11 protein-coding genes are annotated in these 13,449 nt (G+C 54.5%); 7 read left to right on the plus strand and 4 right to left on the minus strand.

The window, feature by feature from the left end:
- Nucleotides 1-2 precede the first annotated feature (2 nt).
- The 3 genes from rng to tldD all read left to right on the plus strand — a co-directional run bounded on the left by rng (nt 3) and on the right by tldD (nt 6,934).
- Nucleotides 3-1,472: a ribonuclease G gene (gene rng, locus OQV00_RS02475; RefSeq protein WP_004868271.1), complete on the plus strand. Its 1,470-nt coding sequence runs from the start codon at nt 3-5 to the stop codon at nt 1,470-1,472.
- Nucleotides 1,473-1,599: 127 nt separating this feature from the next.
- Entirely contained in the window at nt 1,600-5,400 is a 3,801-nt protein-coding gene (yhdP, locus tag OQV00_RS02480; protein WP_015585639.1) for an AsmA2 domain-containing protein YhdP, read from the plus strand.
- An 88-nt stretch (nt 5,401-5,488) separates the two neighbouring features.
- Nucleotides 5,489-6,934, plus strand: a complete 1,446-nt coding sequence (tldD, locus tag OQV00_RS02485) for a metalloprotease TldD (protein ID WP_032690544.1) — start codon at nt 5,489-5,491, stop codon at nt 6,932-6,934.
- 74 nt (nt 6,935-7,008) lie between these two features.
- On the opposite strand, the gene aaeR is transcribed toward tldD, so the two are convergent.
- Nucleotides 7,009-7,938, minus strand: a complete 930-nt coding sequence (gene aaeR, locus OQV00_RS02490) for an HTH-type transcriptional activator AaeR (RefSeq protein WP_004868263.1) — start codon at nt 7,936-7,938, stop codon at nt 7,009-7,011.
- Nucleotides 7,939-8,069: 131 nt separating this feature from the next.
- Between aaeR and aaeX the strand changes: the two genes are divergently transcribed.
- From aaeX to OQV00_RS02510, 4 genes are all read left to right on the plus strand, one after another.
- The gene (aaeX, locus tag OQV00_RS02495) at nt 8,070-8,273 is read left to right on the plus strand and encodes a p-hydroxybenzoic acid efflux pump operon protein AaeX (RefSeq protein WP_004868260.1); all 204 of its coding nucleotides are present in this window, start codon (nt 8,070-8,072) and stop codon (nt 8,271-8,273) included.
- Nucleotides 8,274-8,280: 7 nt separating this feature from the next.
- Entirely contained in the window at nt 8,281-9,213 is a 933-nt protein-coding gene (aaeA, locus tag OQV00_RS02500) for a p-hydroxybenzoic acid efflux pump subunit AaeA (protein ID WP_004868258.1), read from the plus strand.
- A 5-nt stretch (nt 9,214-9,218) separates the two neighbouring features.
- On the plus strand, nt 9,219-11,186 hold the full coding sequence (gene aaeB, locus OQV00_RS02505) for a p-hydroxybenzoic acid efflux pump subunit AaeB (protein ID WP_032718296.1): 1,968 nt from the start codon (nt 9,219-9,221) through the stop codon (nt 11,184-11,186).
- A 161-nt stretch (nt 11,187-11,347) separates the two neighbouring features.
- Nucleotides 11,348-11,623 carry a barstar family protein gene (locus OQV00_RS02510; protein ID WP_004868252.1) on the plus strand — a complete coding sequence of 92 codons (276 nt, stop codon included), beginning with the start codon at nt 11,348-11,350 and terminating at the stop codon, nt 11,621-11,623.
- 49 nt (nt 11,624-11,672) lie between these two features.
- Here OQV00_RS02510 and yhcN-B read toward each other — a convergent pair whose 3' ends face one another.
- The 3 genes from yhcN-B to argR form a co-directional block, all read right to left on the minus strand.
- Complete coding sequence (gene yhcN-B, locus OQV00_RS02515; protein ID WP_004868249.1) at nt 11,673-11,939, minus strand: DUF1471 family stress response protein YhcN-B; 267 nt, start codon at nt 11,937-11,939, stop codon at nt 11,673-11,675.
- A gap of 102 nt (nt 11,940-12,041) precedes the next feature.
- The gene (gene yhcN, locus OQV00_RS02520; protein ID WP_004868247.1) at nt 12,042-12,305 is read right to left on the minus strand and encodes a peroxide/acid stress response protein YhcN; all 264 of its coding nucleotides are present in this window, start codon (nt 12,303-12,305) and stop codon (nt 12,042-12,044) included.
- Between the two features lie 353 nt (nt 12,306-12,658).
- A complete protein-coding gene (gene argR / locus OQV00_RS02525; RefSeq protein WP_004868245.1) occupies nt 12,659-13,129 on the minus strand; it encodes a transcriptional regulator ArgR in 471 nt (156 codons plus the stop codon).
- Nucleotides 13,130-13,449 lie beyond the last annotated feature (320 nt).

Genomic DNA, 13,449 nt, shown 5'->3' on the forward strand with positions numbered 1-13,449 from the left:
AGATGACGGCAGAATTATTAGTTAACGTAACGCCATCGGAGACGCGCGTTGCGTACATTGATGGCGGTATTCTTCAGGAAATTCATATTGAGCGTGAAGCGCGGCGCGGAATCGTAGGCAATATCTACAAAGGTCGTGTCAGTCGTGTACTGCCGGGGATGCAGGCGGCTTTTGTAGATATTGGCCTGGACAAGGCCGCATTTCTGCATGCGTCAGATATTATGCCGCATACCGAATGCGTCGCCGGGGAAGAACAAAAGCAGTTTACGGTGCGCGATATTTCCGAACTGGTTCGTCAGGGCCAGGACCTGATGGTTCAGGTGGTGAAAGATCCGCTCGGCACGAAAGGCGCCCGCCTGACGACGGACATTACGCTGCCTTCCCGCTATCTGGTCTTTATGCCGGGAGCTTCTCACGTCGGCGTGTCACAGCGTATCGAGAGTGAAGCTGAACGCGAGCGGTTAAAGAAGGTGGTGGCCGAGTACTGCGATGAGCAGGGCGGTTTTATCATCCGTACCGCCGCGGAAGGGGTGCATGAACAGGAGTTAGCCGCCGATGCGGCTTACCTCAAGCGCGTATGGACTAAGGTCATGGAGCGCAAAAAACGGCAGCAGACCCGTTATCAGCTGTACGGTGAACTGGCGCTGGCTCAGCGCGTGCTGCGCGATTTTGCCGATGAGCATCTGGACCGTATTCGCGTCGACTCCCGCCTGACGTATGAATCGCTGGTGGAGTTTACCGCCGAATATATGCCGGAAATGACCAGCAAGCTGGAGCATTACAGCGGCCGTCAGCCGATTTTCGATCTCTTTGACGTGGAGAACGAAATTCAGCGCGCGCTGGAGCGTAAGGTGGAGCTGAAATCCGGCGGCTATCTGGTTATCGATCAAACCGAAGCGATGACCACCGTGGATATCAATACCGGGGCATTTGTCGGTCATCGCAATCTCGACGATACCATTTTTAATACCAATATTGAGGCGACTCAGGCGATTGCCCGCCAGCTGCGTCTGCGCAATCTGGGGGGGATTATCATTATTGATTTCATTGATATGAATAATGAAGATCACCGCCGCCGGGTGTTGCATTCACTGGAACAGGCGTTGAGTAAAGACCGGGTCAAAACCAGTATTAACGGCTTCTCCCAGCTTGGTCTGGTAGAAATGACCCGTAAGCGGACTCGTGAAAGCGTTGAGCACGTGCTGTGTAAGGATTGCCCTACCTGCCACGGACGCGGTACGGTGAAATCGGTGGAAACGGTGTGCTATGAAATCATGCGTGAGATTGTACGTGTGCATCATGCCTACGATTCCGATCGTTTCCTGGTCTATGCTTCTCCTGCGGTTGCGGAAACCCTGAAAGGGGAAGAGTCGCACGCGCTGGCGGAAGTCGAAATCTTTGTCGGCAAACAGGTCAAAGTACAAATTGAACCGCTCTATAATCAAGAGCAGTTCGATGTCGTTATGATGTAATCATCTGGTTTGCCTCTGTTCTGGCGCCCGGGAGCATGGCTAAACGACGCCTTATCCCGGAAGTCAACGCCGCCGACGCGGAGGCAAAGAGACAGATGACGTGTAAAAGTCTGACAAGGAGAGAGGCGTGAGGCGACTGCCCGGGATATTATTGCTCACCGCGGCAACATTGACAGTTGTCGTCGCACTGCTGGTGAGCGGCCTGCGTCTCGTTCTGCCGCAGCTGGACGCATGGCGCCCGCAGCTGCTGGAGAAAATCTCTGCGATTTCAGGCTCGCCGGTCAATGCTTCACAGCTCACGGCCCGCTGGGAAAATTTTGGTCCGACGCTTGACGTGCGCGATGTCTCCGCGGGTCTGAAAGACGGCGGTCAGCTCTCTGTTAAACGGGTCACTCTGGCGCTGGATGTCTGGCAAAGTCTGCTGCACATGCGCTGGCAGTTCCGCGACCTCACCTTCTGGCAGTTGAAAATCCATACCAATTCGCCCATCCAGACCAATGATGGCGGCGATAGCCTGAAAACCGACCATATCGGCGATCTTTTCCTGCGCCAGTTCGACCACTTTATTCTTCGCGATAGCCATTTGAGTTTCGTGACCATTTCCGGGCAACGCGCGGAATTAGCTGTTCCGCAGCTCACCTGGCTGAACACCAATAACCGCCATCGTGCAGAAGGGCAACTGAGTCTCTCCAGTCTGAACGGCCAGCATGGGGTGATGCAGGTACGCATGGATCTGCGTGATGAAAATGGCCTGCTGAATAAAGGGCGCGTATGGCTGCAGGCGGACGATATTGACGTGAAGCCGTGGCTGGGGCGCTGGATGCAGGACAATATTGCATTGCAAAATGCGCGCTTTAGCCTCGAAGGCTGGATGACCATCGACAAAGGCGATATCGCCAGCGGCGACGTCTGGTTGAAGAAGGGCGGCGCCAGCTGGCAGGGGGACGGTCAGCCTCATCGATTGACGGTGGATAATCTGACGGCCCATATCTTCCGCGAGAAGCAGGGCTGGGGCTTCGACATCCCGGATACCCGTATCTCGATCGATGGCAAAGCCTGGCCGCGCGGCGCGCTGGCGATGGCGTGGATCCCGGCCCAGGATGTTGGCGGCGATAACCACGCGCGCAGCGATGAGCTGCGTGTCCGCGCCAGTAATCTCGATCTCACTGGCCTGACCGGGCTGCAACCGATCGCCGATAAGCTGGCTCCTGAGCTGGGCGAGGTCTGGCGCACCACGCAACCTGCCGGCAAAATTGATCTGCTGGCGCTGGATATCCCGCTGCAGGCGGCGGAGAAGTCCCGTTTTCAGGCAAGCTGGAGCGACCTCTCCTGGAAGCAGTGGAAGCTGCTGCCAGGGGCCGAGCATTTCTCCGGTAGCGTTGCCGGAAGCGTGGAAAACGGCTCGCTGCACGCCAGTATGAGCGAGGCTAAAATGCCTTATGCCACGGTCTTCCGCGCCCCGCTGGAAATCGCCAAAGGCGATGCCACCCTTAGCTGGGTGAAGAATGACAAAGGATTTATGCTCGACGGACGCAACATTGACGTGCAGGCGACCGGTGTACGTGCGCGAGGAGGATTCCGCTATTTACAGCCGCAGGATGATGAGCCGTGGCTGGGAATTCTGGCGGGGATCAGCACCAATGACGGCGGTCAGGCATGGCGCTATTTCCCGGAAAACCTGATGGGCAAAGAGCTGGTGGATTATCTCAGCGGCGCGATAAAAGGCGGGCAGTCAACCAACGCGACCCTGGTTTACGGCGGTAATCCGCACCTGTTCCCCTATCTGCATAACGAAGGCCAGTTCCAGGTTTCTGTGCCATTAACCAACGCCACTTTTGCCTTTCAACCGGACTGGCCGGCATTAACCGGGCTGGATATCAACCTCGACTTTATCAATAACGGTTTGTGGATGAAGGCTGATAAGGTCATGCTGGGTAACGTCACCGCCAGCAACCTTGATGCGGTTATCCCTGATTATTCGCGGGAAAAACTGCTTATTGATGCCGATATCAACGGTCCGGGGAAAGATGTCGGCCCCTATTTTAAAGAGACGCCGCTGAAAGAGACGCTGGGTTCGGCACTGGATGAGCTCCAGCTGGATGGGAATGTGAGCGCTCGCTTACATCTTGATATTCCGCTGGATGGCGAGCTGACCACCGCCAAAGGCGATGTCAATCTGGTGAATAACAGCCTGTTTATCAAACCGATTGATACGACGCTGAAGGATCTGACCGGTAAGTTCAGCTTTACAAATGGCGATCTGAAAAGCGAGACCCTGAAAGCCAGCTGGTTTAATCAGCCGCTGAATCTCGATTTTTCCACCACCGAGGGAGCTAAGGCCTTCCTGGTCAACGTTGGAATGAACGCCAGCTGGCAGCCGTCGCATACCGGTCTGCTGCCAAAAGCGGTCAATGATGCCGTGAGCGGTAGCGTGCCGTGGGACGGTAAGGTGGCCATTGAGCTGCCGTACCATGGGAATGCGAGCTATAAGGTTGATATCAACGGCGATCTGAAAAACGTAAGCAGCGACTTACCTTCTCCGGTCGATAAAAAAGCGGGTGAGCCGCTGCCGGTGAAAATTAATGTTGCTGGCGGGTTAAACAGCTTCGAGCTGACCGGCGCGATTGGTGCGAAAAATCATTTCAACAGCCGCTGGTTGCTGAGTCGTAAGCTGACGCTGGATCGGGCGATTTTAACCTCTGATAGCAAAGCCATTTCTCCACTGCCGGATCAGGCCGGCGTTGAGCTGAATATGCCGCCGATGGATGGCGCGGAGTGGCTGGCGCTTTTCCAGGGCGGCGCAGTCAATGAGGTCAGCAGCAATGTTCTCTTCCCGGAACGTATAACGTTGCGTACGCCGTCGCTGACATTTGCTGGCCAAAGCTGGAACAACGTGAGCCTGGTGAGCCAACCGGATGCCGGTGGCTCGAAGGTTGAAGCCCAGGGGCGCGAAATTAACGCCTCTTTGACAATGCGGCAAAATGCTCCCTGGCAGGCCGCTATTCGCTACCTGTATTACAACCCGGCCGCCGCTCAGAAGAGCGGTGAGACGTCCGGCGGGTCGAGCCCGCTTGCCAGTAACCGCCTTGATTTTCGCGGTTGGCCGGATCTTCAGCTGCGCTGCGCAGAGTGCTGGCTATGGGGGCAAAAATACGGGCGCATCGACGGTGATTTCTCAATTAAAGGCGATACCCTGACGCTGGCTAACGGGCTGGTGGATACCGGTTTTGGCCGTCTGACTTCCGACGGCGTATGGGTCAACGCCCCGGGCGGCGTGCGGACGTCGCTGAAAGGCAAACTCCATGGGAATAAAACGGATGCCTTTGCCAGCTTCTTCGGTATTTCAACGCCGGTGAAAGGGTCGTCGTTCGATGTCGATTACGATTTGCACTGGCGCGCACCGCCGTGGCAGCCGGATGTGGCATCGCTCAATGGGGTGCTGAAAAGCCATCTCGGGAAAGGCGAATTTACCGACATCAGCACCGGTCATGCCGGGCAGCTGTTGCGTTTGCTGAGCGTCGATGCGCTGTTGCGGAAGCTGCGTTTCGACTTTAGCGATACCTTCAGCGAAGGCTTCTATTTTGATTCGATCAACAGCACGGCATGGATTAAAGATGGCGTGCTGAATACGGATGATACGCTGGTGGATGGCCTCGAGGCGGATATCGCTATGAAAGGCTCGGTCGATCTGGTACGCCGCCGACTGGATATGCAGGCCGTCGTGGCCCCGGAAATTTCGGCCACCGTCGGTGTTGCGACAGCGTTTGTGATTAACCCGATAGTCGGCGCCGCGGTATTTGCCGCCAGTAAAGTGCTGGGGCCGCTGTGGAACAAAGTATCTATCCTGCGCTATCGCATCACTGGCCCTATCGATCAGCCGCAGATCAATGAAGTTCTGCGCCAGGCGCGCAGCGACAAAAAGCAATGATTTGACGATTGCGGGGAATTACCGCACTCTCAATGGATAGCGTTTTTTATTTCCGCCTGACCGGCGGCAACAAACGAGTAGCATAACGATGAGTCTGAACCTGGTAAGTGAACAATTACTGTCAGCAAATGGCCTGAATCATCAGGATCTTTTTGCCATTCTTGGCCAGTTGGCCGAGCGCCGTCTGGATTACGGTGATCTCTATTTTCAGTCGAGCTATCACGAATCCTGGGTTCTGGAAGACAGCATCATTAAAGATGGTTCGTATAACATTGACCAGGGCGTCGGCGTTCGTGCGGTCAGCGGCGAGAAAACGGGTTTTGCTTATGCCGATCAAATCAGCCGGCTGGCGCTGGAACAGAGCGCGCAGGCGGCGCGTACCATCGTGCGCGACAGCGGCGACGGCAAAGTGCGTACCCTGGGGGCGGTAGAATACAGCGCGCTGTATACCAGTATCGATCCGCTGCAAAGTATGAGCCGCGAAGAGAAACTGGATATCCTGCGCCGCGTCGATAAAGCGGCTCGCGCCGCTGATAAACGCGTGCAGGAAGTGTCCGCCAGCCTGAGCGGCGTATATGAATTGATTCTGGTCGCGGCGACCGATGGGACCTTAGCGGCGGACGTTCGTCCGCTGGTGCGTCTGTCGGTCAGCGTATTGGTGGAAGACGACGGTAAACGTGAACGCGGCTCCAGCGGCGGCGGCGGTCGTTTTGGCTATGACTATTTCCTGGCTGCCGAAGACGGTGAAGTTCGTGCCGATGCCTGGGCGAAAGAAGCGGTGCGGATGGCGCTGGTGAATTTATCTGCCGTTGCCGCCCCGGCGGGCATGCTGCCGGTGGTGCTGGGTGCCGGCTGGCCTGGCGTGTTGCTGCATGAAGCGGTAGGACACGGTCTGGAAGGCGATTTCAATCGTCGCGGTACTTCGGTGTTCAGCGGCCATATGGGTGAACTGGTGGCTTCCGAACTGTGCACCGTGGTGGATGATGGTACCATTGCCAATCGCCGCGGCTCGTTGGCCGTTGATGACGAAGGGACGCCGGGCCAATACAACGTGCTGATTGAGAACGGTATCCTGAAAGGCTATATGCAGGACAAACTCAACGCGCGTTTGATGGGCGTTGCGCCGACCGGTAACGGCCGCCGCGAGTCATACGCCCATCTGCCCATGCCGCGGATGACCAACACCTACATGCTGGCAGGTAAATCGACGCCGCAGGAAATTATTGAATCGGTTGATTACGGTATCTATGCCCCGAACTTTGGCGGCGGTCAGGTCGATATCACCTCAGGTAAGTTTGTGTTCTCCACTTCAGAAGCCTACCTGATCGAAAAAGGGAAGGTCACGAAAGCAGTGAAGGGGGCGACCCTGATTGGTTCCGGGATTGAAGCGATGCAGCAGATTTCCATGGTCGGTAACGATCTGAAGCTGGATAGCGGTGTCGGCGTGTGCGGTAAAGAGGGCCAGAGCGTGCCGGTAGGCGTGGGTCAACCGACGCTGAAAGTCGATAATCTTACCGTTGGCGGAACCGCCTGAGTATTCTGAATGCGCTTCCGCATCTTGCGGAGGCGCACCTTGCACCGGCCATCGTTGCTGTGTGTGTCGTGTCGCTAGCGAGCAATTCCCCGGCCGTGCATCCCCTGGTAAATTTTTGCCACCTCGACGAAATACTCCGTCAGTGAATTAATACAGACCTGAACCTTCAGCGGTAGCTTGTCTTTCTCGGTATACACCGCATACACCGGACGAGGATCGGACTGGTAGCTTGGCAGCAGGATCTCCAGCTCTCCGCGGTTGATCTCTTCGATCGCCCACATCAGCGGAACGTAAGCCACGCCGACGCCTGCGGTCAACCAGCGTACCAGCGTCATGGGGTCGTTGGTGACAAAGCGGCCCTGCGGAATCAGTTTGGTTGAGATCCCTTCCGGGGCGATAATTTCAAATTCATTATCAGGGCGCACGCTGTACTCAAGCCACGAATGGCTGGCGAGATCGGCCGGTTTTTCCGGGATCCCCGCCTGCTGCAGGTAGCTTTTCGCTGCGCAGAGCACCATCGGCATCGAGCCAAGCCGGCGGGAGAAGAGACTGGAATCCTGCAATGCCCCGACACGGATCACCACATCGAGCCCGTCAGCAATCAGGTCCGGCGCCGGAATTCCGGTAACCAGGTTGACGGATAAACCCGGGTACTCTTTCAGCATTCCAGCGGTAATGTGGGCCAGGACATTCTGTGCCATAGTTGAAGAGCAGCCGACGCGCAGCGTACCGATGGGCGTATTGTTAAACGCGTACAGTTGCTCATGGACGTCCTGCGCTTCGAACAGCATTCGTCGGCAGCCCTGGTAATAGATCTTGCCGGCTTCTGTTAAGCCAAGGCTGCGGGTGCTGCGGTTGAGCAGCTTCACCTGGAGTTCATCTTCCAGTCTGGAGACAGTCTGGCTGATGGATGAAACGCTCATCTGGAGCTGGTGTGCCGTGGCGGTAAATGAACCAAGTTCAACCACTTTGGCAAAAACGGACATGCGTTTTAATCGTTCCATTGTTCACTCTGACTTAAAAGTGATTTAGATCACATAATATAGATCATGCTGCAATTGTTACGTTACTATATTGTTAGCTACATAATAAACGCTTCACGCATATCACCTGTACGCTTCTTATCAAGGTCATCATGAGTCTGTTTCCTGTCATCGTGATTTTCGGCTTATCGTTTCCGCCGATCTTCTTTGAGCTGCTAATATCGCTGGCCATTTTCTGGCTGGTACACCGGCTGCTGGTTCCCACCGGCATCTATGATTTTGTCTGGCACCCTGCACTGTTTAATACCGCGTTATATTGCTGCCTTTTTTATCTGATATCGCGTTTGTTCGTTTGAGGTCGATGTGAAAACACTAACAAGAAATATCTTCCGTACCGCAATCACTGTGATACTGGTTATCCTGGCATTTGTCGCGATTTTTCGCGCCTGGGTCTATTACACCGCGTCTCCCTGGACGCGCGACGCGCGATTCAGCGCCGACATCGTGGCTATCGCACCCGATGTATCCGGGCTGATTTCCCAGGTAAATATCAAGGATAACCAGCTGGTTAAGAAAGACCAGGTTTTGTTTGTGATTGACCAGCCGCGTTATCAGAAAGCCCTCGAAGAAGCTCAGGCCGACGTTTCCTATTACCAGACTCTGGCGCAGGAAAAACGTGTTGAAGCCGGCCGCCGTAACAGGCTGGGCGTACAGGCGATGTCTCGTGAAGAGATAGACCAGGCCAATAACGTCTTACAAACGGTAGAGCATCAGCTGGCGAAAGCCGTGGCCAGCCGGGATCTGGCAAAGCTCGATCTTGAACGCACGGTTGTCCGCGCGCCGGCCGATGGTTGGGTGACCAACCTCAACGTTTACAACGGTGAATTTATTACCCGTGGCTCGACAGCCGTGGCGCTGGTTAAGCAAAACACCTTTTACGTGGTGGCCTACCTTGAAGAGACCAAACTGGAAGGGGTACGTCAGGGATACCGTGCGGAAATTACCCCGCTGGGAAGCAGCCGCTCGATTAAAGGTACGGTGGATAGCATCGCCGCCGGGGTGACCAACGCCAGCAGCAGCAGCGACGCCAAAGGGATGGCTTCCGTGGATTCTAACCTTGAATGGGTTCGTCTGGCGCAGCGTGTGCCGGTCCGCATTCGACTCGACAAGCAGCAGGGCAATCTGTGGCCAGCGGGGACAACCGCGACGGTGGTGATTACCGGTAAAGAAGACCGCGATACAACCCAGGTGAACTTCTTCCAGAAACTGGCGATGCGCCTGCGTGAGTTTGGTTAATCGCCATGGGGATCTTCACCATTTCTCCCCGGCACCTGCGCTTCGCGATTAAATTAGCGTGTGCGGTGGTGCTGGCACTCTTTGTCGGCTTCCATTTTCAACTGGAAACGCCGCGCTGGGCGGTACTCACGGCGGCCATTGTCACCGCGGGTCCCGCGTTTGCCGCCGGCGGAGAACCTTATTCTGGCGCGATCCGCTATCGCGGGATGCTGCGTATTGTCGGGACGTTTATCGGCTGTATTGCCGCGCTGGCGATAATCATTCTGATGATTCGCGCGCCGCTGCTGATGATGCTGGTGTGCTGTCTGTGGGCGGGTTTCTGCACCTGGATCTCCTCGCTGGTTCGCGTCGAAAACTCCTATGCCTGGGGGCTGGCAGGCTATACCGCGCTGATCATTATTATCACCATTCATACCGATCCGATGCTGGCGCCGCAGTTTGCCGTTGAGCGTTGCAGCGAGATTGTGGTGGGGATTGTCAGCGCCATTATGGCGGACCTGTTATTTTCCCCGCGCTCGATTAAGAAAGAGATCGATCTTGAGCTGGATAACCTGCTGATCGAACAGTACCGCCTGATGCAACTTTGTGTGGCGCATGGCGACAGCGAAGTGGTTGATAAAGCATGGGGTTCGCTGGTGCGTCGGACCAGTGCGCTGGAAGGAATGCGCAGCAACCTGATTATGGAGTCCTCGCGCTGGGCCAGGGTCAATCAGCGCCTGAAGGCCATTAATACTCTTTCTTTAACGCTGATTACTCAGGCCTGCGAAACGTACCTGATCCAGAATTCGCGCCCGGAAATCGTGACCAATGATTACCGCGAGCTGTTTGCCGAGCCGGTTGAAACCGTACAGGACGTCCATCGACAGCTGAAAAGAATGCGCCGTTTTCTGACCTGGAAGGGGGAGCACAATACGCCGGTCACTATTTACAGCTGGGTTGGCGCCGCGACACGCTATCTGCTGTTGAAGCGCGGCGTGGTCGGCAATACCAGGATCAGCCGGGTTGAAGATGAAGTGCTGCAGGGTGAGGTGGTGATAAAGGCAGGGTCCGCCGAGCGTCATCATGCGATGGTCAACTTCTGGCGCACCTCCATTTCCTGCATTCTTGGGACGCTGTTCTGGCTGTGGACCGGCTGGACGTCCGGTAGCGGGGCGATGGTGATGATTGCGGTGGTGACGTCGCTCGCCATGCGCCTGCCCAACCCACGAATGGTGGCAATAGATTTTCTCTACGGTACGCTGGCGGCCTTACCGCTGGGGGCGCTGTTCTTCCTGGTGATTATGCCCGCCACGCAGCAGAGTATGCTGCTGCTGTGTATCAGCCTGGCGGCGATGGCGTTCTTTATTGGTATTGAGGTACAAAAACGGCGGCTGGGATCGCTGGGGGCGCTGGCGAGTACCATCAACATTCTGGTACTGGATAACCCTATGCAGTTTCAGTTCAGCCAGTTTCTTGATAGCGCGCTGGGCCAGATCGTCGGCTGTTTTCTGGCGCTGATGGTGATTCTGCTGGTACGGGATAATTCACAAGCGCGTACCGGACGTGTGCTGCTGAATCAGTTTGTTTCGGCCGCGGTGTCATCCCTGACGACCAATACCTCTCGCCGTAAAGAGAACCATTTGCCGGCGCTTTATCAGCAGCTGTTCCTCTTGCTGAATAAGTTCCCCGGCGATATCGCCCGTTTCCGCCTGGCGCTGACCCTGATTATTGCCCATCAGCGTCTGCGGGATGCGCCTGTGCCGGTGAACGACGATCTGTCGGCATTTCACCGCCAGCTGCGCCGCACTGCGGACCATGTGATTTCCGCAGGCAGCGATGATAAACGACGTCGCTATTTTGCTCGTTTGTTAGAAGAGCTGGACGTTTATCAGGAAAAACTGCAGGTCTGGGAGGCGCCACCGCAGGTGACGGAACCGGTCCGACGGCTGGTGGATATGTTGCGTAAGTACCAGCATGTATTGACCAATAGCTAACTACCTGAACCGACGCTGAAGCGTCGGTTTTTTTATCACTATACTTAATCGTCGGGGATATTCGCGTTTCGTTCAGGGAAGGAGGGAGAGAAAACCCGGCGCGTGGAGGCATAGGCAGTATTGGCAGGTGGCAATAGCGCGATGTTGACAGGGTGTGGGCGATGACTATCTATACATTTGATTTTGATGATATAGCCGATCAGCAGGATTTCTATCGTGAATTTTCGCGGAGCTTCTCGCTCAACCGCGAGCAGGTGAACAATCTGGACTCATTGTGGGAAGCCGTTACCAGCGGTCTGCTGCCGCTGCCGCTGGAGATTGAGTTTATTCACTTAAGCGATAAGCAGCGTCGGCGCTTTGGCGCCTTGATATTGCTGTTTGATGAAGCGGAAGAAGAGCTGGAAGGGGAGCTACGGTTTAACGCCAGGCAGGCATAAAAAAGCCCCCGACAAGCGGGGGCAAGTCGTCGGATAAGACGACGAGGGTTTATTTGTACAACTCAGCTGTAGCGTGCCAGCTATCGCCGGTACGGGCTTCAATAATACGGTAGCTGCTTGCGCCTTCTTTTTCGGCTTTAGCCGCCAGTTCATGGCGCATATCCATCGGGGCGCTGCCTACCTGAGAAACAGAGATGGTGCCCATCGACTGCAGGTTTTGAGCTTGTTCCGCGTTGACCTGATGTACGGCGGCGCTAGCGCCGAAGGAGAGAACGGAAGCCAGGCCCAGGGATGCGATGATCATTGAACGTTTCATAATCTTTACTCCAACCATTTGTTGCAGCGGCGGGAGGCTTTATATGGGCCTGGGCCGCTGTGAATTATTCGTATTTAGTTCGTAACCGACAATCATTACGTCTTATTTATAAAGCTCTGCCGTAGCGTGCCAGTGGTCACCGGTACGGGCTTCGATGATGCGATAAGAAGACGCACCTTCTTCCTGAGCTTTTTTGTTCAGCATCTCATGCATATCCATCGGGGAAGAACTCACCGCGCCGACGGAAATGGTACCGATTGACTGACGGCCTTGCGCCTGATCGCTGTTGATAGAGTCAGCGGCGAAAGCGCCAAAGGACAGAACAGACAGGATGCTTAGTGCAGCTACAGTTGTTTTGATTTTCATGATGTTCACCTCGTCGAATCTTATTATTGAGGGCTCTTCGTTTCGTGACCCTCATCACAAAATCAAGTATACACTAATCACCAAAAATATTAATACCACGCTAATGGTTGTATGAGTAAATAATTACAAAGAATTGTCGTTTTTATAACGTATAAGAATTAGAAATGTCATTTACTCGCCATAGAAGTCTGATATAGCGATTAAAATCATATAGATAGGGTATTTTGATATTTTGTGCGCTTCTGGCCCGTTCATTCGGTAAAAGTATGTATAGAGGCCGAAAACCACACTAAATGTTAAAGAAATGCAATATTTTTGAAAAGACCCTCTGGTGGGAACCAGAGGGGAGGCTCTCAGAGTTCCTGTTCAAACAGGACGAGAATGGCGTCGTACAGATCTTTGACGGTGAAGCCTCTGGCCGGGGTCGTAAAGATAGTGTCATCGCCGGCAATGCTGCCGAGAATCCCTTCCGCCTTCCCGAGAGAGTCCAGCAGGCGAGCAATCAGCTGCGCAGCGCCCGGGCTGGTATGGATAACCACGACCGCATCGTTATAGTCGATATCCAACACGAGGTTTTTCAGCGGGCTGGAGGTCGTAGGAACGCCAAGTTCGGCAGGCAGGCAATAGACCATCTCCATTTTGGCGTTACGGGTACGAACCGCGCCAAATTTTGTCAACATGCGGGAGACTTTCGATTGGTTGATATTATCGAAACCTTCTTCCTGCAGCGCCTGGACGATTTCACCTTGAGAGCTGAACTTTTCTTCTTTAAGCAGCAGTTTAAACGCTTTAACCAGTTCTTCTTGTTTTGCCGAACTTCGCATAAGTCACCCAAATTATGGTGGTAAAAACAACATCATTATGCATAGTAATGAATTTTTATGCAAATAATCCGCAGGGGGATAAAGTAAATAATGTTATGAAGGGGGCATATTTTAGCAAATAACCCTGCTAAGGAACATGCCTTCATCACAGCGCGTAAATCGCTGTAAAAGTAAACTAAATGTTATGAGAATGATGTTGTTTTGCCGAGTGAGCTGGGTGTATTGTAACCAATAGTCGATCCGGTACTACGTTTTGCTGGATGGTCAGTCTCAGGGATGAAAATGCGAAGCGGATGCATCGCTGCGCACCAGAACGCATT

The sequence above is a fragment of the Klebsiella sp. DY2415 genome, assembly GCF_026314315.1.
GTDB lineage: Bacteria > Pseudomonadota > Gammaproteobacteria > Enterobacterales > Enterobacteriaceae > Klebsiella > Klebsiella ornithinolytica.